13 protein-coding genes are annotated in these 23049 nt (G+C 73.1%); 10 read left to right on the top strand and 3 right to left on the bottom strand.

Annotation, left to right across the window (positions count from 1 at the left end; all coding sequences use genetic code 11):
* Positions 1 to 24 precede the first annotated feature (24 nt).
* Both ACH4C6_RS00300 and ACH4C6_RS00295 read left to right on the top strand, forming a co-directional pair.
* Positions 25 to 1695 (top strand): PucR family transcriptional regulator, encoded by a 1671-nt coding sequence (locus ACH4C6_RS00300; protein WP_398106297.1) that lies wholly within the window; start codon positions 25 to 27, stop codon positions 1693 to 1695.
* Positions 1696 to 1816: 121 nt separating this feature from the next.
* On the top strand, positions 1817 to 3262 hold the full coding sequence (locus ACH4C6_RS00295; RefSeq protein WP_398106296.1) for an aldehyde dehydrogenase family protein: 1446 nt from the start codon (positions 1817 to 1819) through the stop codon (positions 3260 to 3262).
* A 37-nt stretch (positions 3263 to 3299) separates the two neighbouring features.
* Here the strand turns inward: ACH4C6_RS00295 and ACH4C6_RS00290 are convergent, their stop codons facing one another.
* On the bottom strand, positions 3300 to 6224 hold the full coding sequence (locus tag ACH4C6_RS00290; protein WP_398106295.1) for a glycoside hydrolase family 3 C-terminal domain-containing protein: 2925 nt from the start codon (positions 6222 to 6224) through the stop codon (positions 3300 to 3302).
* A gap of 334 nt (positions 6225 to 6558) precedes the next feature.
* Between ACH4C6_RS00290 and ACH4C6_RS00285 the strand changes: the two genes are divergently transcribed.
* From ACH4C6_RS00285 to ACH4C6_RS00255, 7 genes are all read left to right on the top strand, one after another.
* Positions 6559 to 8241: an extracellular solute-binding protein gene (locus ACH4C6_RS00285; RefSeq protein WP_398106294.1), complete on the top strand. Its 1683-nt coding sequence runs from the start codon at positions 6559 to 6561 to the stop codon at positions 8239 to 8241.
* 26 nt (positions 8242 to 8267) lie between these two features.
* On the top strand, positions 8268 to 9305 hold the full coding sequence (locus ACH4C6_RS00280; RefSeq protein WP_398106293.1) for an ABC transporter permease: 1038 nt from the start codon (positions 8268 to 8270) through the stop codon (positions 9303 to 9305).
* Positions 9302 to 10252, top strand: coding sequence for a carbohydrate ABC transporter permease (locus ACH4C6_RS00275; protein ID WP_398106292.1), 951 nt, complete (start codon positions 9302 to 9304; stop codon positions 10250 to 10252). The genes ACH4C6_RS00280 and ACH4C6_RS00275 overlap by 4 nt, the downstream gene beginning before the upstream one ends.
* A 109-nt stretch (positions 10253 to 10361) precedes the next feature.
* Complete coding sequence (locus ACH4C6_RS00270) at positions 10362 to 12566, top strand: 1,4-beta-glucanase (protein WP_398106291.1); 2205 nt, start codon at positions 10362 to 10364, stop codon at positions 12564 to 12566.
* A complete protein-coding gene (locus tag ACH4C6_RS00265) occupies positions 12566 to 14533 on the top strand; it encodes a beta-galactosidase (protein ID WP_398106290.1) in 1968 nt (655 codons plus the stop codon). Before ACH4C6_RS00270 ends, ACH4C6_RS00265 begins: the two co-directional genes overlap by 1 nt.
* Positions 14530 to 16725: a glycosyl hydrolase family 95 catalytic domain-containing protein gene (locus ACH4C6_RS00260; protein ID WP_398106289.1), complete on the top strand. Its 2196-nt coding sequence runs from the start codon at positions 14530 to 14532 to the stop codon at positions 16723 to 16725. Before ACH4C6_RS00265 ends, ACH4C6_RS00260 begins: the two co-directional genes overlap by 4 nt.
* Before the next feature lie 40 nt (positions 16726 to 16765).
* Entirely contained in the window at positions 16766 to 17479 is a 714-nt protein-coding gene (locus ACH4C6_RS00255) for a hypothetical protein (RefSeq protein ID WP_398106288.1), read from the top strand.
* A 51-nt stretch (positions 17480 to 17530) separates the two neighbouring features.
* Here the strand turns inward: ACH4C6_RS00255 and ACH4C6_RS00250 are convergent, their stop codons facing one another.
* Together ACH4C6_RS00250 and ACH4C6_RS00245 are read right to left on the bottom strand one after the other, a co-directional pair.
* Positions 17531 to 19582, bottom strand: coding sequence for a TIM-barrel domain-containing protein (locus ACH4C6_RS00250; RefSeq protein WP_398106287.1), 2052 nt, complete (start codon positions 19580 to 19582; stop codon positions 17531 to 17533).
* A gap of 94 nt (positions 19583 to 19676) precedes the next feature.
* Positions 19677 to 20690, bottom strand: coding sequence for a LacI family DNA-binding transcriptional regulator (locus ACH4C6_RS00245; protein WP_398106286.1), 1014 nt, complete (start codon positions 20688 to 20690; stop codon positions 19677 to 19679).
* A gap of 336 nt (positions 20691 to 21026) precedes the next feature.
* Between ACH4C6_RS00245 and ACH4C6_RS00240 the strand changes: the two genes are divergently transcribed.
* Positions 21027 to 22967: an acyl-CoA dehydrogenase family protein gene (locus ACH4C6_RS00240; RefSeq protein ID WP_398106285.1), complete on the top strand. Its 1941-nt coding sequence runs from the start codon at positions 21027 to 21029 to the stop codon at positions 22965 to 22967.
* Positions 22968 to 23049 lie beyond the last annotated feature (82 nt).

Genomic DNA, 23049 nt, shown 5'->3' with positions numbered 1-23049 from the left:
CACCGCCCCGACGCAGAAGGCCCCATGCCCCCGACGCTCGCCTCGCTCGTCCACCACTCCGCGCTGAAGCTGACCGTGCGGGCCGGCGGCGACCGCCTCGACGTGCCGGTGCGCTGGGCCCACGTCAGCGAGCTCGCCGACCCCGTCCCCTACATGGAGGGCGGGGAACTGCTGCTGATCACCGCCCTCAAACTGGACGCCGAGGACCCGGAGGCGATGCGGCGCTACGTGCGGCGGCTGGCCGGGGCCGGAGTGGTCGGGCTGGGCTTCGCCGTGGGCGTGAACTACGAGGAGATCCCCGAGGCGCTCGTCGACGCGGCGCGGGAAGAGGGCCTGCCGCTGCTGGAGGTGCCGCGCCGGACGCCGTTCCTCGCCATCAGCAAGGCCGTGTCCGCCGCGATCGCCGCCGACCAGTACCGGGCCGTCACGGCCGGTTTCGCCGCCCAGCGGGAGCTGACCCGCCAGGCCCAGACCGGCGGCCCGGAGGGGCTGCTGGCCGCCCTGGCCGCCCAGGTCGACGGCTGGGCGGCGCTGTACGACGCCTCCGGCGCCGTCGTCGCCACCGCACCCGAGTGGGCCGGCCGGCGTGCCGCGCGGCTCACCGGCGACGTGCAGCGGCTGCGGGACCGTCCCGCGCCCGCCTCGTCCGTGGTCGGCGGCCCGGAGAACGAGGACCGCGTCGAACTGCACACCATCGGCACCGGCCGGCGGCCCCGGGCGGCCCTCGCCGTGGGCACCGCCGCGGCCCTGGGCACCGCCGAGCGGTACGCCGTGCACGCGGCCATCGCGCTGCTGACCCTGACCACGGAACGCTCCCGCTCCCTGCAGGCCGCCGAGCAGCGGGTCGGCGCGGCCGTGCTGCGCATGCTGCTGGCCGGGGAGCCGGACCACGCCCGCGCCGTCGCCGGGGACCTGTACGGCGGGCTGCTGGACGCGCCGTTCCGGATGATGGTCGCCGAGCGGGCGCCGGTGTCGGCGTCGGCCGCCCTGGCCCGTGCCGAGGCCCGGCCTGCCGCCCCCGCCGACCGGCCGTCGGCCGCTGCGCTCGCCACGGCCGACACCGCCGGCGACCCGCTCGCGGCGCTCGCCGACGTCGTGGAGTCCGCCGCCGCCCGGGCCGGCGAGGCCGTGCTCGTTGTGCCGGAGGGGGAGCGGCTGGTGGTGCTGGCCGCGGACGGCGGCGCCGCCGCGGCCGCCTGCGCGCGGTACGCGGCCGCCCTGGAGGCGGCCCGCTCGGGTGCTCGCGAGAAGACGCCCGGCGGCGACGAGGACGACCTGGTCGTCGGCCTGTCGGCACCGGCCGGGCCGATCGCCGCGTCCGCCGCGTACAAGCAGGCCGAGCAGGCCCTGTCGGTGGCACGGCGCCGGGGGCGGGTGCTCGTGGAGCACGAGCAGATGGCGGCCGGTTCCGTGCTGCCGCTGCTCGCGGACGACGCCGTGCGGGCGTTCGCCGACGGCATGCTGCGCCCGCTGTACGAGCACGACGCCACGGGCCGCGGCGACCTGGTCGCCTCCCTGCGCGCCTGGCTGTCCAAGCACGGCCAGTGGGACGCGGCGGCGGCCGACCTCGGCGTCCACCGGCACACCCTGCGCTACCGCATGCGCCGCGTCGAGGAGATCCTCGGCCGCTCCCTGGACGATCCGGACGCCCGGATGGAGCTGTGGCTGGCTCTCAAGGCGACCGCCTCGGAATAGCCAATCCGTAGTGTCCCGGTCCGCCACTGCTACGTGCCGGACAAACACCGTCGGGCCGTGCCGCGCCTACCGTTGATCCGTCACACAGGATCACCCCCGACGCCGAAGGGCCGGAACCCACATGACCTCCACCCACGCCTTCTGGCTCGCCGGCCGCCAGGCCACCGGCGAGGACACCTTCGACGTCAGCTCCCCGTGGGACGGGCGGCTCGTCGGCAAGGTGAGCGTGCCGACGGACGCGCAGGTCGAGGAGGCCGTCGCCGCCGCGTACGCCGTGCGGGACGAGTTCGCCGCCACCCCCGCGCACGTGCGGGCCGCCGCCCTCGACCACGTCAGCAGGCGCCTCGCGGAGCGCACCGAGGAGATCGCGCTGCTGATCTCCGCCGAGAACGGCAAGCCCATGAAGTGGGCGCGCGGCGAGGTCGGCCGTGCCGTGTCGGTCTTCCGCTTCGCGGCCGAGGAGGCCCGGCGGTTCAACGGCGGCGAGGCCCAGCGCCTGGACACCGACCTCGGCGGCCAGGGCCGGCTCGCCCTCACGCGCCGCTTCCCCAAGGGCGTCGTGCTGGGCATCGCGCCCTTCAACTTCCCGCTGAACCTCTGCGCCCACAAGGTCGCCCCGGCCATCGCCGCCGGCGCCCCGATCATCCTCAAGCCGGCCCCCGCGACCCCGCTGTCCGGCCTGATCATCGGCGACCTGCTGGCCGAGACCGAGCTGCCCGCCGGCTCCTGGAGCATCCTGCCGGTCGCCAACGACAAGATGCCCGCCCTCGTGCAGGACGAGCGCCTGCCCGTGATCTCCTTCACCGGCTCCGAGAAGGTCGGCTACGCGATCATGGACTCGGTGCCGCGCAAGCACTGCACCCTGGAGCTGGGCGGCAACGGCGCGGCCGTCGTCCTCGCCGACTGGGCGAGCGAGGAGGACCTGGACTGGGCGGCGAACCGCATCGCCACCTTCTCCAACTACCAGGGCGGCCAGTCCTGCATCTCCGTCCAGCGGGTCATCGCCGACGCCTCGGTGTACGACCGGCTGCTGCCGCGCATCGTCGCCGCGGTCGAGGCCCAGGTCACCGGTGACCCGAGCGACGACAAGACGGACGTCGGCCCGCTGGTCAGCGAGGAGGCCGCCCGGCGCGTCGAGACGTGGGTCCGCGAGGCCGTCGACGCCGGAGCCCGGCTGCTCACGGGCGGCGAGCGTGACGGCGCCACCTACGCGCCGACCGTCCTGGCCGAGGTTCCGGCCGAGGTGACGATCTCCTGCGAGGAGGTCTTCGGGCCGGTCCTCACCGTGCAGAAGGTGGACGGCGAGGCCGCGGCCTTCGCCGCCGTCAACGACTCCAAGTACGGCCTCCAGGCGGGCGTGTTCACGCACGACCTGCAGACCGCCTTCCGGGCCCACCGGGCTCTGGAGGTCGGCGGCGTGGTCGTCGGCGACGTCCCCTCCTACCGTGCCGACCAGATGCCCTACGGCGGCGTCAAGCAGTCCGGTGTGGGCCGCGAGGGCGTGCGCTTCGCCATGGAGGACTACACCTACGAGCGCGTGATGGTCCTCACCGGCCTCAGCCTCTAGCCCGTTCCGGCTCCCCTCTGGCTCATGGGAACCATTTTCATATAGGGTCCGTGGAGAGGTCCGGCACCGATGCCTTCCGGAGCCGGGCCTCTTCCGTGCGCCCGGCCGCCCCGGACCCCCGGCCGGAGAAGCCGACGCGCGCGAGCCGCAGCGGACCGCGCAGCCTCAGGTGCACGTCGTGCACGCCCTGTGCCGCGACGGGCGCGCCGAGGCGGACGTAGTCGTACGGGCCCGCGGTGGGCTCCGTCGTCGACAGCACCGCGACGGCCGGACCGTCGTCCAGGCGCAGTTCGACCGTGCCCGCCCCGGACACCTCCACCGTCACCCCGGACGCCCCCGGCCCGAAGTCGCAGTCCCGGTAGAGCAGTTCGGCCGTACGGCCGCCCGCCGGCGTCACGGCGTCGCCGGACCGCTTCGTGCGGTCGACGATCTCGGCACCGCGCTGCTCGTCGAACGCGGCCGCGGCCAGCCCCCGCGCGAGGACCGCGCGGGGCAGGGCGGGCTCGCCGGCCGGCGTGAGCGTCGTCCGCAGCCGCACGTCCTCGCTGGAGGCGCCGGCCAGCAGCTCGTACGGGCCCGGCTCCACCCGCCACCGGTCCCGGGAGACGTCCCAGAACGCGAGGGCGGACAGCGGGACGCGGAAGTCCAGTCGTGCCGTCTCGCCCGGGGCGAGCGTGATCCGCCGGTGGCTCAGCAGCTCCCGGCGCGGCCGGGGCCGGGACGGGGCGACGGCCCGGCCGTAGAGCTGGGCGACCTCGTCGGCCGTGACCGCCCCGGTGTTGGTGACCGAGAAGGAGACCCGCACCTCCTCGCCCTCGGCCACCGCGCTCAGGCCGGTGTAGGAGAACGAGGCGTAGGACAGGCCGTGCCCGAAGGGGAACAGCGGGGTGCCCGCGAAGTAGAGGTAGGTCTGGCGGCTGCCGATGACGTCGTAGTCCAGCAGGTCCGGCAGGTCGGCGTCGGTGGCGTACCAGGTCTGCGGCAGGCGCCCGGCCGGGGAGACGTCGCCGGCCAGGACCCGGGCCAGCGCGGTACCGGCCGCCTGCCCGCCGTGCGCGCTCCACAGCACGGCGGGCAGCTCGTGCGGGTCGACGGCGTACGGATAGGCCGAGACCAGCGCAAGGACGGTGGCCGGATTGGCCGCGCGGGCGGCCCGCAGCAGCCGCTCCTGGTGCTCCGGCAGGCGCAGCGTCGTGCGGTCCTCGGTCTCGCGGCCGTTGATGTGCGGGTCGTTGCCCGCGACGACCACCACCACGTCGGCCGCGGCGGCGGCACGCGCCACTGCCTCCTCGCCGCGCTCGGCGACGACCAGGTCGAACACCTCGGGGTCCTCGTCGGCGACCTTCACGCCGTCGGCGCAGACACACACATGGCGACCCGTCCCGAGGTGCTTCAGGAGGTGCCCGTCCCCGTGCGGTTCCAGCCGGAACGTCTCCTGCACGACCCAGCCGCCGGGCCGGTCCGCGGAGGCGCGGAGGTACCCGTCGCCGACGACCGAGAGGTAGCGGCCGTCCGGGGCGCGCAGCGTGAGCACACCACCGCCCCAGTCGGTCAGGGCCAGTTCGGTGCCGGTGCCGGTGGCGTCGGCGGTCAGCGCGGGCAGGTCGGTGCGGCCCGTGAGCAGCGCCGGGTCGAGCGCGCCAGCGGCGTCCGGACCCCCGTACGCGGTGTCCCCGGCCGCCGGCACGCTCAGGAACGCGCCCCGGGAGGTTCTCAGCCGGACCCGGTCCACGCCCTCGGCGAAGGTGACCCGCTCCGCGCCGAACCGCTCGTGCAGCCCTTCCAGCGGGGTCGAGCGGTGCAGCAGTGTGCCGCTGTACCAGTCGAGCTTGCACTCGTCGGCGAGCAGCCCCACCACCGCGATCCGGGTGCCGGACGCCAGCGGCAGGACACCGTCGTTCTTCAGCAGCACGATCGCCTGCTCGGCGGCCTCCCGCGCGAGCTCCCGGTGCGCCGGGGTGTCGAACGCGGCCGTCGCACCGGCCTGTTCGTCCTCCGGGTCGAACTCGCCGAGCCGGAAGCGCACCGACAGCTGGCGGCGGACCGCCGTGTCGAGGTCGGCCTCCGTCAGCAGACCCTGCTCCAGGGCGCCGCGCAGCCGTGCGGTGATCGGCGAGGAATCCGTGCCGTGGTCGGTGAAGCTGTCGACGCCCGCGCGCAGGGAGGCGGCGACGGCCTCCTCGTGGGTGGCGAAGTAGTGCTCGGAGTCGACCAGGTTGCTCGGCGCGCCCGCGTCCGAGCAGACCAGCAGCTCCTGGTCCGTCCAGGTCCGCAGGTGCTCGGCCAGGTACGGGGAGACGTGGTTGGGGCGGCCGTTGACCAGGTTGTACGCCGGCATCACCCCGGCCACCGCACCCGCCTCGACGGTGGCGCGGAACGCCTTCAGGTCGTACTCGTGCAGCACGCGGGGACGCACCGAACTCGACGTCGTGGAGCGGTCGGTCTCGTTGTTGTGGGCCAGCCAGTGCTTCAGCACGGGCGCGGTGCGCCAGCGCGCGGGGTGGTCGCCGCGCAGACCGCGGGTGTAGGCGGTGGCGAGGGCCGAGGTGAGCACCGGGTCCTCGGAGTAGCCCTCCTCGTTGCGTCCCCACAGGGGGTGGCGCAGCAGATTGACCGTCGGGGCCCAGACGTTGAGGCCGACCCGGTCGTCCCGGGTGCGCATCGCGCGGGCCTCCCGGGAGACCGCGTCGCCGACCCGACGCACCAACTCCGGGTTCCAGGTGGCCCCGAGGCCGACCGCCTGCGGGAACACCGTGGCCGGGCCCATCCACGCCACCCCGTGCAGCGCCTCCTGGCCGGTGCGGAACGCGGCGATGCCGAGCCGTTCGACAGCGGGGGTGAACTGGTGCAGGAACGCCACCTTCTCGTCGAGGGTGAGCCGTCCCAGCAGGTCGTCGACGCGCTTCGCGAGCGGCAGCCGCGGGTCGCGGAACGGTGCGGCGGACAGCGGATCTGCGGTCACGTGGGGATCCCCCTGCACTTGATCGGCGCGGCGCTTTCGAAGCGCTTCGATGCTGGGATGAGGTCCGGTCGGGTGTCAAGGGAACGGTCCGCAATGCTCAAGCAGTGCACGCGGAAAGGCGCCCGCCTCGGCGCTGAGGAACTTCGGTGACGACCCTTGTGCGCCTTGGGGTGTTCACCTAACCTCGCAGCAACATCGAAGCGCTTCGACTAGGCACTGCACCGCCCGGCCGCCCGGGTTCGACAGCTCGCTTCCGCTCAGCCAGTTCCACTCGAGACACCGCAGCCGACGGCCTTCCGCCGGGTGTCCTGGTGCGCCATGAAGGGTTGACGCAATGACGCCGAACGCCGCCTCCGCCTCCTCGGGACAGAGCCGGAGAAGTTTCCTCGCCGCCACGGGCCTCGCCACCGCGGCCGTGGCCGGCGGGATGCCGCTGCTCACCGCCTGCGGCGGGTCGGACAGCGGCTCGAAGGACGGCACGACGTCCGGCAGGAGCGCCAGGAAGTTGCTGCCGGCCTACGTCGCGAGCAACGTGGTCTCCCCGGACATCCCGTCCAGGAACGGCTCGGCCATGGGCTTCACCGGCAGGCTCGACCTGGCCGACCTCAAGACCTCGGTCCCGAGGAAGCTCGGCAAGGGCAGCCGCATCAGGATCATGTCGCCGTTCTGGGGGACACCGCCGAAGGGCGACAACGCCTACTACCGGGCCATGAACGACCTGATCGGCGTCGACATCGCCTGGCAGAACCAGGACGGCAACACCTACGACGAGAAGCTGGGCGCGGTGCTCGCCTCCAGCGACCTGCCCGACGTCGTGGTCATCCCCAGCTGGAACATGGGCGGCAAGATACCCAGCGCCATCATCAGCAAGTTCGCCGACCTCGGCCCGTACCTGTCCGGGGACGCGATCAAGACGTACCCGAACCTCGCGGCCGTCCCGAGCGGGGCCTGGCAGTACTCCATCTTCGGCGGCAAGCTGCGCGGCCTGCCCCAGCCCGCCCCCGCCGTCCCCGGCATCGTGCCCTTCTACCGCAAGGACGTCTTCGACAAGGAGGGCTACGAACTCCCCAAGTCCCCGGACGAGTTCCTCGCCCTCGCCAAGGAGATCAGCCGGCCCAAGGCCAAGGTGTGGGCCTGCGACGACATGAAGTGGTCCGCCTTCCAGTTCTTCGGCGTGCTCTCCGGCAGCGAGAAGCCGCTCGGCTGGAACCTGGCCGGCGGGAGGATGGTCTACCGGGTCGAGACCGAGGAGTACCTCGAAGCGCTGGAGTGGGTACGCAAGCTGTACGCGGCGGGTGTGGTCCACCCCGACGCGAGGGCGGTCCAGGGCACCGCGGCGGACCGGTTCACCGCCGGCCAGGTGCTGATCTACAACGACAACATCTCGTCCTGGTGGGGCAAGATGGCCGAACAGGCGGGCCAGAAGACCGACTTCCGCATCTCCGGCATGGACATCTTCGGCGCCGACGGCGGCGACCCCGTCCTCTGGGCCGGCTCACCCGCGGGCATCTTCGCCTTCGTCAACAAGAAGGCCTCCAAGGCCGTCGTCGAGGACGTCCTGGCCGCGGCCAACGTCACCGCCGCCCCGTACGGCACCAAGGAGTACATGCTCACCAACTACGGGGTGGAGGGCACGCACTACACCGTCGAGGACGGGGTGCCCACCAAGAACGACAAGGGCAACCAGGAGGTCATCAACGCCTATGTGATGCTCGCCAGCCCCGCCCCGACCATCGCGCACCCGGACCTGCCGGACATCGCGAAGGAGCAGGTGGAGTGGCAGCAGCGGATGGGCGCCTTCACCAAGAAGTCCACCTTCTGGGGCATGCAGATCACCGAACCGGCGCGCTACACCAACCTCTCCAACGACTTCGAGCAGCTGGAGGACGACACCGTCCGCGGCCGCAAGAAGATCAGCGAGGTGCAGCAGGCCGTCTCCGACTGGAAGAAGCAGGGCGGCGACAAGCTGCGGGACTGGTACCGGAAGCTGCACGACACCAACGGTTCGGCGCAGTGACCCGGCGCTGAGGCAAGGAGAAATCCGTGTCCAACAGCACGGTGCCGCGCAGCAGGGCCGAGGCGGAGACCACCGAGACGGCTTCCCGGGCGGCGGACGCCACGGGGGAGCGGCCGGGCAAGAGCAAACTCTCCGGCAAGCTCAGCCTCCGGCTGCGGTTCCGCCGCGACCGCACGCTGATCCTGATGACCCTGCCGGCCGTCGCGCTGGTCCTGGTCTTCAACTACATACCGATCCTGGGCAACGTCGTCGCCTTCCAGGAGTACGACCCCTACGTCAGCGACAACGGCTTCGTCGCGATGCTGGAGAGCCCCTGGGTGGGCGTCGAGCAGTTCGAGCGGATCTTCGCGGACTCGGCGTTCTGGGACGCCGTACGGAACACGCTCGTGCTGTTCGGCCTCCAGCTGGTGCTGTTCTTCCCCATCCCGATCGTGCTCGCGCTGCTCATCAACAGCGTGCTCAGGCCCCGGATCCGGGCGGTGTCGCAGGCGATCCTCTACCTGCCGCACTTCTTCTCCTGGGTGCTGGTGATCACTGTCTTCCAGCAGATCTTCGGCGGGGCGGGCATCATCGCGCAGACCCTCCGACAGCACGGCTACGAGGGCTTCGACCTCATGACCGACCCGGGGATCTTCAAGTTCCTGGTGACGTCGGAGGGCGTCTGGAAGGACGCGGGCTGGGGCATCATCGTCTTCCTCGCCGCGCTCGCCTCCGTGAGCCCCGACCTCTACGAGGCGGCGGCCATGGACGGGGCCGGGCGCCGGCGCCGGATGTGGCACGTCACGCTGCCCGCGCTGCGGCCCGTGATCGCCCTGCTGCTGGTGCTGCGGGTCGGTGACGCGCTGACCGTCGGCTTCGAGCAGATCCTGCTGCAACGCGACGCGGTGGGACCGGGGGCGGCGGAGGTCCTCGACACCTATGTGTGGTGGAACGGCGTCCGCAACCAGGACTTCAGCTATGCGGCGGCGGCCGGCCTGATCAAGGGCCTGGTGAGCGTGGCGCTCGTCCTCGCCGCGAACAAGGTGGCCCACTTCATGGGCGAGCAGGGGGTGTACAGGAAGTGACCGCCGTCATCGACAGGGCCGCCCGCGACGCGGCGGCGCGCGCACCCCGCTTCTGGGAGGCCCCGCCGCGGCCCGTGTGGGAGGAGGAGCCCAGCAGGGCCGGGGTCGCGGGCAAGGGCATCGTCCTGGCCGGCGCCTGCCTCGCGGTGCTCTTCCCGCTGTGGATCGTCATCGTCACCAGCCTGTCCTCGAAACAGACCATCAACGCGGCCGGCGGCCTCGTGGTGATCCCGAAGGGCATCACCTTCGTCGCCTACCAGGAGCTGCTGAGCGGCGGGCAGGTGACCCGGGCCGCCGTCGTCAGTGTGTGCGTCACCCTCGTCGGCACGGTGTTCTCCATGACGGTGTCGGTGCTGGCCGCCTACGGTCTGTCCCGCAGCGGGTCGCTGGGGCACCGCTGGCTGCTGATGACCCTGCTCGCGACGATGTTCTTCGGGGCCGGTCTCATCCCGACGTATCTGCTGGTGCAGTCGCTGGGGCTGACCGACACCTATCTCGCGCTGATCCTGCCGAGTGCGGTCAGCGTCTTCAACATCCTGGTGCTGCGGGCATTCTTCATGGGGATCTCGCCGGAGCTGGTCGACAGCGCGCGGATCGACGGGGCGGGGGACTGGCGGATCCTCCGGCAGATCGTCCTGCCGCTCTCGCGCGCCGTCATCGCGGTGATCACGCTGTTCTACGCGGTGGGGTACTGGAGCGCCTGGTTCAACGCGTCGATCTACCTGAGCGACCAGGACATGATGCCGCTGCAGAACGTCATGATCCAGCTGGTGCAGAAGCAGGAGGCGCCGGTGGGCGTCAGCCAGGCGATCAAGAAGGGGCAGATCTCCGGGCTCGCGATCCAGATGGCCGTGATGGTGATGGCGCTGCTGCCGGTCGCCGTGGTCTCGCCGTTCGTCCAGAAGCACTTCAAGAAGGGCATGCTCACGGGCGCGGTGAAGGGCTGACCGCAGGCCGGCGCCCGCGCGCTGCGCTCCGTCGCCCGCCGCACGGTCCTCCCGCCCCGGAGGGCACCCACCCACCCCCGCGCAGGAACCGAGGAAACCGAGGTATGTCATGAGCACGTTCGGTTTGAGCAGGCGTTCCGTCCTCGCCGGGACCGTGGTCGCCGCAGCGGCCGCCTCCCTGCCGGCGGCGCAGGGGCGGGCGCACGCCGCCGCGCCCGACGCCCGCGGCGGATATCGCTGGCGCAACGTCGTCCAGGGCGGCACCGGATTCGTCACGGGCGTGCTGTTCCACCCCTCCGTCCGCGGACTGGCCTACCTGCGCACGGACATCGGCGGCGCCTACCGGTGGGAGGACCGGTCCGGCCGGTGGATCCCGCTGACCGACCACCTCGGCTGGGACGACTGGAACCTGCTCGGGGTGGAGGCCATGGCCGTCGACCCGGCCCACCCGGACCGGCTGTACCTCGCGCTCGGCGCCTACACGCAGCCCTGGGCCGGCAACGGGGCCGTGCTGCGCTCCGGGGACCGGGGCGCCACCTGGCAGCGCACCGACCTGACCGTCAGGCTCGGCGCGAACGAGGACGGGCGCGGCTGCGGGGAGCGACTGCTCGTCGACCCGCGCGACAGCGACACCCTCTGGCTCGGGACCCGGCACGACGGCCTGCTCAAGTCGACCGACCGAGGCGCAAGTTGGGCTCCTGCCGGTTTCCCGGCCACCCCCGGTGCCGCCGGGCAGGGCATCACCCTCCTCGTCGCCGCGGGCCGCACGGTCTACGCCGGCTGGGGCGACTCCGACGGCACGGCCGGCCGACCCGCCCTGTACCGCAGCTCCGACGGCACGACCTGGGAGGCCGTCCCCGGACAGCCCACCGGCGCGGCCGCCCGGGTACCGGTCCGGGCCGCGTACGACCGGCACACCCGCGAGCTGTACGTGACCTACGCCGACGCCCCCGGCCCCAACGGCCAGTCGGACGGCAGCGTGCACAAACTGCGCACGACGGACGGGAGATGGACCGAGGTCACGCCGGTCCGGCCCGGAGGCCGCACGGACGACGGGGGCAGGGACACCTTCGGCTACGGCGGCGCCGCCGTCGACGCCCGCCGCCCCGGCACCGTGGTCGTGTCCACCAACAACCGCTGGGCCCTGGTCGACACCGTCTTCCGCACCACCGACGGCGGCCGGACCTGGACGTCCCTGAAGGACCGGGCCGTCCTCGACGTCTCGGAGACGCCCTACCTCGAGTGGGGCGGTGCCGCGCCCAAGTTCGGCTGGTGGATCCAGGCCCTCGGACTCGACCCGTTCGACTCCGGGCACGTCGTCTACGGCACCGGGGCGACCCTCTACGGCACCCGCGACCTCAGGCACTGGGCCCCGCAGATCCGCGGCGTGGAGGAAGCGTCCGTCCGGCAGCTGCTCTCCCCGCCCGCCGGTGAGGCCCATCTGCTCAGCGGCTGCGGGGACGTCGGCGTCATGTACCACGAGCGGCTCACGGCCTCACCGTCCCGCGGCATGGCCACCGACCCGGTGTTCGCCACCTCGACCGGGCTCGCCCTGGCCCCGGCTCGGCCCTCCTACGTGGTCCGGGCCGGGTGGGGCGACCACGGCAACGGCGCCTTCTCGCACGACGGCGGGCAGACGTGGGCGCCCTTCGCCTCCCAGCCGGACGCGGCCCGGACCGCGCCCGGCCCGATCGCCACCGGGGCCGACGGCGGCGTGCTGCTGTGGTCCTTCGGCACCGCCCACCCCGCCCACCGCTCGGCGGACAACGGCCGCACCTGGGCCGAGGTGCCCACCTTCCCCCGGGGCGCCACACCGGTAGCCGACCCGGTCGACCCGGCCCGCTTCTACGCCTTCGACACCACCACCGGCACCCTGCACGCCAGCACCGACGGCGGCCTGACGTTCTCCGCCCGGGCGTCCGCACCGAGCGCCGGCGACAGCGAGTACCAGCTGGCAGCCGCCCCGGGCCGCTCCGGCGACCTGTGGCTGAGCCTGAAGTGGAACGGGCTGTACCGCTCGACCGACGGCGGCACGAGCCTGCGCAAGGTGGACAGCTGCTGGGCCGCCTACACCCTGGGCTTCGGCAAGGCGGCCGAGGGCGCCTCCTACCCGGCGCTCTACCTCGTCGGCGCCACCGGGACGACCACCGCGGTGCACCGCTCGGACGACGAGGCGAGGACCTGGGTGCGCGTCAACGACGACCGGCACCAGTGGGGCTGGATCGGCGCCACCGTCACCGGCGACCCGCGCGTGTACGGCCGGGTCTACGTGGCGACCAACGGGCGGGGCGTGCAGTACGGGGAGCCCGTCTGATGCCCGGCCTGGAGGACGTCACCCGGGGCCGCCTGCTGTTCGGCGGCGACTACAACCCGGAGCAGTGGCCCGAGGAGACCTGGCGCGAGGACGTCCGGCTGATGAAGGCCGCCCGCGTCAACTCGGTCACGCTCGGCGTCTTCTCCTGGTCGAAGCTGGAACCCGAGCCGGGCGCACGGGAGTTCGGCTGGCTGGACACACTGATGGACCTGATGCACGAGCACGGCATCGGTGTCGTCCTCGCCACCCCGACCTCCTCGCCCCCGCCCTGGCTGGGCCGGCTGCACCCCGACACCCTGCCCGTCACCGAGGACGGGCGCACCGAGTGGTGGGGCGGCCGGCAGCACTTCTCGCACTCCAGCGCCACCTACCGCCGTCACGCGGCCGCCATCACCGAGGACCTGGCCGCCCGCTACGGCGGCCACCCGGCCCTCACCCTGTGGCACATCAACAACGAGTACTGCACGGCCGACCACGGCGACCAGGCAGCCGCCGCCTTCCGGCGGTGGCTGCGCGCGCGGTACGGCACCCTCGACGCCCTCAACGAGACCTGGGGCACCGCCTTCTGGGGCCAGCACTACGACACCTGGGACGGCATCCTGCCGCCCCGCCTGCCGCACTACCTGCGCAACCCCGGCCAGGTGCTGGACTTCCGCCGCTTCACCTCCGACATGCTCTTGGAGTGCTGCACCGCGGAGCGGGACATCGTCCGGCGGCACTCCCCGCACGTGCCGGTCACCACCAACTTCATGCCGCTGTGGTCCGGGGTGGACGCCTGGCGCTGGGCCCGGGAGGAGGACGTCGTCTCCGTCGACCTCTACCCCGACCCGCGCGACCCGCTCGGCGCCCAGCACGGCGCGCTGGTGCAGGACATGACCCGCTCCCAGGCGCGCGGGCCGTGGGTGCTGATGGAGCAGGCCGCGGGCCCGGTCAACTGGCGCGGGGTGAACCACCCCAAGCCCCGGGGCCTGAACCGGCTGTGGTCGCTCCAGGCGGTCGCCCGGGGCGCCGACGCGGTCTGCTACTTCCAGTGGCGGCAGTCCCGGCAGGGCGCCGAGAAGTTCCACTCCGGGATGCTCGGCCACGCCGGTGAGGAGGGCCGCACCTTCCAGGAGATCACGCGGCTCGGCGCCGACCTGGAGCGGATCGCGCCCGCCGTGACCGGACGGCCCGTCCCCGCGCGGGTGGCCGTCCTGCACGACTGGCACGCCTGGTGGGCCGGCGACCAGGACGGCCGCCCGTCCGGCCGGGTGGAGTACCCGGACGTGCTGAGCGCCTGGCACCGGGCCCTGTGGCAGGCCCACCTGACGACCGACTTCGCCCACCCCGAACACGACCTGACGCCGTACGCGCTGGTCGTCGTGCCCCAGTTGTACGCGCTCACCGACGCGGCCGTCGGCAACCTCCTGGCCTACACGCGGCAGGGCGGCACCCTGGTCTGCGGCTTCCTCACCGGGGTCGCCGACCAGGACGACCGGGTGCGACCCGGCGGGATGGACGCCCGGCTGCGGCGGCTGTTCGGCATCCGCACCCTGCACGAGTGGTGGCCGCTGGAGGCGGGGGAGACCGTGGCCTGCGAGGGCTTCCGGGGCACCCTGTGGTCCGAGGAACTGGAGGGCGACGGCACCGCCGAGGAGACCGTGCCCTACCGGGGCGGTGAGCTCGACGGGCTCCCCGCGGTCCTGCGCAGGGGCCGGGCCTGGTACTTCTCCACGCTCCCGGAGCCCGGGCCGCTGCGGGACCTGCTGGCGTCCGTCGCGCGGGAGGCGGGTGTGCGCCCGGTGCTGGACGGGCTGCCCGACCGGGTCGAGGCCGTGCGCCGGGGCGAGCTGCTGTTCGTGCTGAACCACGGCCGCGAGCCGGTGACGGTCGAGGTGCCGGGCACCCACCACGACCTGCTGACCGGCGCGGACGTCACCGGCCGGGTCACCCTCGGCCGCTACGGGGCGGCGGTGCTCCGGCCATGACCCACGCAGCCCCCGTGCACGGCACCTGGGAGCCGCGGCCCGCCGCCCGCTGGGAGGACGGCTTCCTGAGCGGCAACGGCCATCACGGCGCCCTCGTGTTCGGTGAACCGGACGCCGAACGGGTCGTCGTCACCCATCACACCCTGGTCCGGCCGGGCGAGGGCGGCACCCGGCCGCCCGAGCTGGCCGCGGCCCTGCCCGGGGTGCAGGACCGGCTGCTGGCCGGCGACAGCGGCGCGGCCGAGGGCTTCACCGACGGCCGTCCCCTCCGGTGGGTACGGGCGTTCCACCCCGCGTTCCAGATCCGGCTGGACCGGCCGGCCGGCGCCGGGCAGGGCTACCGCCGTGAGGTCGACTTCGCCACCGGCACCGTCCGTACGTCCTGCGACGGCTGGACCAGCCGGGTCTTCGTCTCACGCGCCGACGACGTGATCGTCCAGCACGTCACCGGGCCGGGCACCGCCCTCCGCGTCGACCTGGACCACCGGCTGCCCGGCGCCCCGGTCGCCCTGGCCGTCGGGCACGGAGCCGTCCTGACCGCCGACGGTGCCCTGCTGAGCGTGCATCTGCGTCATCCGGGCAGCGACCTCGCCTGCACCGGCGTCACCCGGATTGCCGTCACGGGCGGCCGGACGACGCTCGTGGCGCCGGGCGTGCGCGTCGAGGGCGCCGCCTCGGTGCTGCTCCTGACCCGGGTGCGACGGCACACCGGTGAGCTGGACGTGGTCGACGAGGGCCGGGCCCTGCGCGACCTGCCCGCCGACCCGGACGCACTCCTCGACCGCCACCTCGACCGGCACCGCACCGCCTACGAGCGCGTCACCCTCGACCTCGCCGCCGACCCCGCCGAACGCGCCCTGCCCGGCTCGGCGTTGCTGAAGCGGCCCCGCAGCGCGGCCCTGCTGGAGCGGCTGTTCGCCGCCGGCCGCTACCACCTGCTCAGTGCGAGCGGCCTGTTCCCGCCGCGCCTGACCGGACTGTGGACCGGCGACTGGAACATCGCCTGGTCGGGCGCGTTCACGCACGACGCCAACCTCAACCTCCAGATCGCCTCCGCCGCCGCGGCCGCCCTGCCCGAGGTCACCGAGGCCCATGCCCGCCTGGTCCACGGCCAGTTGCCCGACTGGCGCGACAACGCCCGCGCGATCTTCGGCGCCCGGGGTGTGGTGGCCCCCGCCCACAGCGACGGGGAGTGCGGGCACGCGTACCACTTCAGCCGCGAGTACCCCCTGCACCTGTGGACCGCCGGCGCCGACTGGCTGCTCAAGCCGCTCGTCGACCACGACGAGACCCACGGCACCCGCGACCCGCGCACGGCCGCCGCACTGGCCGAAGTCGCCCTCTTCTACGAGGACTTCCTGACCCGCACCGACGGCGACGGCCACCTCGTCGTCGTCCCGTCGTACTCGCCGGAGAACCGCCCCGCCAACGCGAGTTGGGGCACCCTCAACGCCGCCATGGACCTCTCGGCGGCCCGCCACGCCCTGCGCACGGCCGCCGCCCTCCACCCCGGCACCGCGCGGGCCAGCCGCTGGACGGCCCTGGCCGACCGGCTCCCGCCGCACAGGATCAACGCGGACGGGGCGCTGGCCGAATGGGCCTGGCCGGGGCTGGAGGACACCTACGACCACCGCCACCTCAGTCACCTCTACGGCGTCTGGCCGCTGGAGGAGATCACCCCCTACGACACCCCCGCACTGGCGGCGGCGGCCCACCGCGCGCTGGAACTGCGCGGCGTCGGCAACGCCTCCGCGCACGGCCACCTGCACCACGCGCTCGTGGCGGCCCGGCTGCGGGACGCGGTCGGCGTCGCCCGTGCTCTCGGCCGCATCCTGGAGGGCGACTTCTTCCACGCCTCCCTGATGAGCGCGCACTACCCCGGCCGGGACGTCTACAACGCCGACGCGGCGCACACCCTGCCCGCGGTGCTGATCGAGACGCTCGTGCAGTCCACCCCCGGCCGGCTGGTGCTGTTCCCGGCACTGCCGGCGCACCTCACGGCCGGCGCGCTGCGCGGCGTGCGCACCCGGTTCGGGGCCGGTCTCGACCTCGTCTGGCACCCGGACGGCGAGGCCAGGGCCGTGCTCCGGCCGGACCGCACCGTCCGCGTCGACCTCAGGACTTCCTCCGGTGCCGAGCTCCTCGACCTCGTCGCCGGGGAGGACCGCGTCCTCACCCTGAGAGCGCGGTGATCCCCCTCCCGCGCATCCCCCCACCCATGGAAGGGACACCATGGCATCACGCATCCCGAGCAGGATCATCAAGGCGCTGACGGCCCCGGCCCTCGCGCTCGGCGTCACCGTCGGCCTCGCCGCCGCCCCCGCCTCCGCGGCCGTCTGGAACTCCTGCGACCAGTGGGGCAACACCGGCCTGAACGGCTACACGCTCTACAACAACATCTGGGGGTCCGGCGCCGGCCGCCAGTGCGTCTGGGCCAACTCCGGCACCAACTGGGGCGTCTGGGCCGACCACCCCGGCACCGGCGGCATCAAGTCCTACCCCAACTCCAAGAAGGTGATCAACAGGACGATCACCTCCCTGTCCTCGCTCAGCAGCTCCTACGACGTCACCGTCCCGGCGGCCGGCGCGTACAACTCCTCGTACGACATCTGGGACACCGACCACGACTACGAGATCATGCTCTGGGTGAACCACCACGGTGCCGTCGGGCCGCTGGGGACCTCCCAGGGCACCGTCGGCCTCGGCGGCCACACCTGGAACGTCTACAAGGGCAGCAACGGCGCCAACGAGGTCTTCTCGTTCCTGCGCACGTCCGACTCCACCGCCGGCAGCGTGAACATCCTGCCGATCCTGAAGTGGATCAAGGACACCAAGAAGTGGATGGGCAACGAGACCATCGGCGACGTGCAGTTCGGCTACGAGATCACCTCGTCGTCCGGCGGGCTGGACTTCACCACCAACAACCTCACGGTCAGCAGCAGCTGATCGCGCGGCCGGTGCGGTGGGCCGGCCTCCCCGCCCGGGGAGGCCGGCCCTTCAGCCCGCCTGCTCCGCGATCGGCAGCCGCGCGCCGTCCCGCAGGAACAGCGGGATGCGGTCCAGCGGGGCGTCGACGGTGACGGCCTCACCGCCCTGGTACGTCTCACCGGTCCACGCGTCGGTCCAGGCGGCGCCCGCCGGGAGGTACGCCGTCCAGGCGGTGGCGCCCGGCTCCAGCACCGGCGCGACCAGCAGGTCGGCCCCGAGGAGGTAGGCGGTGGAGACCTGCCAGGCGAGCGGGTCCCGCGGGAACTCCAGGAACAGCGGCCGCATCACCGGCAGCCCCTCCTCGTGCGCCGCGCGCATGACCTGCATGACGTACGGCCTCAGCCGCTCCCGCAGCCGCAGGTACTTCTCCAGGACCGCACCGGCCTCCTCGCCGTAGGACCACACCTCGTTGGGGCCGCCGGTCATGTCCGGCCCCAGGGGCATCCCCGGGTCGCGGAAGCCGTGCAGGCGCATCAGCGGGGACAGCGCGCCGAACTGGAACCAGCGGACCATCACCTCCCGGTAGGCCGGGTCGTCCGGGTCGCCGCCGTGGAAGCCGCCGATGTCGGTGTTCCACCACGGGATGCCGGACAGGGCCGTGCTGAGCCCGGCCGCGATCTGCCGGCGCAGGGTCGGGAAGTCCGTGCCGATGTCACCCGACCACAGGGCGGCCCCGTAGCGCTGACTGCCCGCCCAGGCCGAGCGGTTGAGGGTGACGATCTCCTCCTCGCCGGTGGCGGCCAGACCCTCGTGAAAGGTGCGGGCGTTCTCCGCCGGGTACAGGTTGCCGACCTCCAGGCCCGGGCCCGCCCAGTAGCGCAGGTTCTCCTGGAAGCCCGGCTTCAGCTCCGGCTCGCAGGCGTCCAGCCAGAACGCCGTGATGCCGTACGGGTCCAGGTAGTTCTCCTTGATCCGCGACCACACGAACGCCCGGGCCTCGGGGTGGGTGGCGTCGTAGAAGGCGACCTGGACCGTGGAGGCGACCTCCTTGTCGGGCCAGTCGGCGTGCGCCACCGGGCCGTACTGGGTGCCGATGAACCAGCCGCGCTGCTCGAGCACCGGGTGGTTCTCGCTCAGCGGTGACACCGACGGCCAGACGCTCACCACCAGCTTGACGCCCAGGTCCGCCAGCTCGCGCACCATCGCCGCCGGGTCCGGCCACTCCTTCGGGTCGAACTTCCAGTCGCCGAGGTGTGTCCAGTGGAAGAAGTCGCACACGATCGCCGACAGGGGCAGGCCCCGGCGCCTGTACTCCCGTGCCACCGCCAGGAGTTCGTCCTGGGTGCGGTAGCGCAGCTTGCACTGCCAGAAGCCGGCCGCCCACTCGGGCAGCATCGGGGACCGTCCGGTCACCGCGCTGTAGCGGCGCTGGCCGTCGGCCGGACTCCCGGCGGTGATCCAGTAGTCGATCTGCCGGGCGGAGTCGGCGACCCACCGGGTGCCGTTGTGCGCCAGCTCCACCCGGCCGATCGCCGGGTTGTTCCACAGCAGGGTGTAGCCCCGGCTGGAGGTCAGCACCGGGATGGTGACCTCGGCGTTGCGCTGCACGAGGTCCAGCACCAGGCCCTTGTGGTCGAGCCGCCCGTGCTGGTGCTGGCCGAGGCCGTACAGCTGCTCGTCGTCGTAGGCGGCGAAGCGCTGCTCCAGCCGGTGGTGGCCGTTGCCGACGGCGGTGTAGAGGCGCGGGCCGGGCCACCAGAAGTGGGCCCGCTCCTCGGCGAGCAGCTCGCCGCGGTCCTCGGTCCGCAGGAAGCGGACCAGGCCCTCGCCGTTCACCTCGGCGGTGAGCGAGCCGACCGTGAGCCGCCCGGTGCCGTCCTCGATCTTCACGGTGGACGCCGTGGCCGGCGCCTCGTCGAGCAGGGCGCCCGGCAGCCGGTCGAGGACCGGGCCGCCGAGTCGGGCCCGCACCCGCACGGCGTCCGGGCCCCACGGTTCGATCCGCAGGGTCTCCTGGCGGCCGCTCCACTCCAGCGCGCCGTCCCGCTCGCGGAAGACGCCGACGGTGGGGGAGGACTGCGCCAGGCTCACCTGGGGCTGGGTTTCGGCAGACTGGTTCACGCGGGCTCCTGTGCTCCTGGAGGAGTGCGGACATGGCGGCCCCCCCCGGGAGGAGGCGGGCTGCTGAGGGCGGCGAGAACGGGGGCGGGTGCGCCTAGGCGCGGCTCGGCGCCGGTCCCGTGCTCGCGCGGACGGTCAGTTCCGGAGGGAGCAGCACGACCTCGTCGCCGTCCTGCCCGCCGAGCTTGGCGACCAGGTGCTCCACCGCGCGCCGGCCCATCTCCTGGGCGGGGACGGCGACCGACGTCAGCCGCACCGAGGACTGCGTGGCCACCTGGTCGGGGCAGATCGCGACCACCGACATGTCCTCGGGCACGGCCCGGCCCTGCTGGCGCAGCAGGGCGAGCAGCGGTTCGACCGCGGACTCGTTCTGCACGACGAGCCCGGAGGTGCCCGGGCGCTCGTCGAGGATCCGGGCGAGCGTCACGGCCACCGCGTCGTACCCGCCCTGGCACGGCCGGTGCAGCAGCCGGACGTCCAGTTCCCGGGCGCGCGAGCGCAGTCCGTCCAGCGTGCGCTCGGCGAAGCCGGTGTGGCGTTCGTAGACGGCCGGAGCCTCCCCGATGACAGCGATGTCACGGTGCCCCTGTGCGGCCAGGTGCTCCACGCACAGCGCGCCCGTCGCCCGGAAGTCCAGGTCGACGCAGGTCAGCCCGGCCGTCTCGGCGGGCAGCCCGATGAGCACCGACGGCTGGTCCGCCGCCTGGAGCAGCGGCAGCCGCTCGTCGTCGAGCTCGACGTCCATGAGGATCATCCCGTCGGCGAGCCCGCTCCCGGCGACCCGGCGCACCGCGTCCGGGCCCTCCTCGCCGGTGAGCAGCAGCACGTCGTAGCCGTGGGTGCGCGCCGAGGTCGCCACGGCGATGGCGATCTCCATCATCACGGGCACGTACAGGTCGGTGCGCAGCGGGATCATCAGCGCGATGATGTTCGACCTGCTGCTGGCCAGGGCACGCGCGCCGGCGTTCGGGTGGTACCCGAGCTCGCGGATGCTCAGCTCCACCCGGTGCCGGGTGGCCGCGGAGATGGACCGCTTGCCGCTGAGCACATAGCTCACCGTGCTCGCCGAGACTCCGGCGTGCTGGGCGACCTCGGCGAGGGTGACCATCCGGCTCTCCAGGGTTGTGAAGCGCTTCGACAGTGCGCCGGGCCGGCGCGGGCAGGTGAGGGTGGTTCGACAGTAGCTGCGGCGGGAGTGGGTGTCCATAGGTTGTCGAAGCGCTTCGATGAAGGGTTTCCCGGAGCGCTCCGCGTCCCGGTCCACCCGGCGACGCCACACGGGCGGCGCACGCCCGGTCGGGGCGGCGTCCGCCCCGGGGCCGCTTCGGCCGAACGGACGCGCGAGGACTGGTGGGGGCGTCCGCTTTCGGGTACCAACGATCCCGTAGCACCGGTCGGTAACGAAACGATCCTTCCTCCACCTACATGCGGCGAGGTGCCCCTCATGTCCGCTTCCACCACCCCCTCCTCCCGTCCCGCCGTCACCGAGCGCGAGGCCCGCGCGGTGGCGGAGGCCGCCCGGGAACAGCACTGGCGCAAGCCCAGCTTCGCCAAGGAGCTGTTCCTCGGCCGCTTCCGTCTCGACCTCATCCACCCCCACCCCGTGCCCGAGGAGGAAGCGGCCCAGCGCGGCGAGCAGTTCCTCGCCAAGCTCCGCGACTTCGTCGAGACGAAGGTCGACGGCGCCCTCATCGAACGCGAGGCCCGCATCCCCGACGAGGTGATCGACGGCCTCAAGGAGCTCGGCGCCTTCGGCATGAAGATCGGCACCAAGTACGGCGGCCTCGGCCTCGGGCAGGTCTACTACAACAAGGCCCTCGCGCTCGCGGGCTCCGCCAGCCCCGCCATCGGCGTGCTGCTCTCCGCGCACCAGTCGATCGGCGTGCCGCAGCCGCTGAAGCTGTTCGGCACCGAGGAGCAGCGCGAGCGCTTCCTGCCGCGCTGCGCCCGCACCGACATCAGCGCCTTCCTGCTCACCGAGCCCGACGTCGGCTCCGACCCGGCCCGCCTCGCCACCACCGCGATCCCGGACGGCGACGACTACGTCCTGGACGGCGTGAAGCTGTGGACCACCAACGGCGTCGTCGCCGACCTGCTGGTCGTCATGGCCCGGGTGCCGAGGAGCGAGGGGCACCGCGGCGGCATCACCGCCTTCGTCGTCGAGACCAACGCGCCGGGCGTCACGGTCGAGAACCGCAACGCCTTCATGGGCCTGCGCGGCATCGAGAACGGCGTCACCCGCTTCCACCAGGTGCGCGTCCCCGCCGCCGACCGGGTCGGCGAGGAGGGTCAGGGCCTGAAGATCGCCCTGACCACCCTCAACACCGGGCGGCTGTCGCTGCCCGCGTCCTGCGTGGCGGCCGGCAAGTGGTGCCTGAAGATCGCCCGGGAGTGGTCGGCGGCCCGCGAGCAGTGGGGCAAGCCCGTCGCCCACCACGAGGCGGTCGGCTCCAAGATCTCCTTCATCGCGGCGACCACCTTCGCCCTGGAGGCCGTGACGGACCTGGCCGCGCAGATGGCCGACGAGGACCGCAACGACATCCGCATCGAAGGCGCCCTCGCCAAGCTCTACGCCTCCGAGATGGCCTGGACGATGGCCGACGAACTCGTCCAGATCCGCGGCGGACGCGGCTTCGAGACGGCCGACTCGCTCCGGGCGCGCGGCGAGCGCGGTGTCCCGGCCGAGCAGTTGCTGCGCGACCTGCGCATCAACCGCATCTTCGAGGGCTCGACCGAGATCATGCACCTGCTGATCGCACGCGAGGCCGTCGACGCCCACCTCTCCGTCGCCGGTGACCTCATCGACCCGGAGAAGTCCCTGGGCGACAAGGCGAAGGCCGGCGCGAACGCGGGCGCCTTCTACGCCAAGTGGCTGCCGAAGCTGGTCGTGGGCCCGGGCCGGCTCCCCACCTCCTATGCCGAGTTCAAGCACGGCGTGGACCTCTCCGGGCACCTGCGCTACGTCGAGCGCACCTCCCGCAAACTGGCCCGCTCCACCTTCTACGCCATGTCCCGCTGGCAGGGCCGCATGGAGTCCAAGCAGGGCTTCCTCGGCCGGATCGTCGACATCGGCGCCGAGCTGTTCGCCATGAGTGCGGCCTGCGTGCGCGCCGAGCACCTGCGCGCCCGGGGCGAGAACGGCCGCGAGGCCTACCAGCTCGCCGACGTCTTCTGCCGCCAGGCCCGCATCCGCGTCGAGGAACTGTTCACCCGGCTGTGGACCAACACCGACGACCTCGACCGCAAGGTCGTCAAGGGCGTGCTGTCCGGCACCTACGAGTGGCTCGAGCAGGGCATCGTCGACCCGTCGACCGACGGGCCCTGGATCGCGGACGCGACCGCGGGGCCCTCGCAGCGGGAGAACGTCCACCGGCCGATCCGCTGACCCTGACCCGGACCCCATGGGGGCGCGAACCAATACGGCGCGCGCCCCCATGGAGGGGATGCGCCGTCCTCACACGCGGCGC

Source organism: Streptomyces sp. NPDC017943, from assembly GCF_044328425.1.
Taxonomy (GTDB): Bacteria; Actinomycetota; Actinomycetes; order Streptomycetales; family Streptomycetaceae; genus Streptomyces; species Streptomyces djakartensis_A.
Note: the sequence above shows the minus strand (reverse complement) of the source record. Positions and strands in the feature narration are given on the sequence as shown.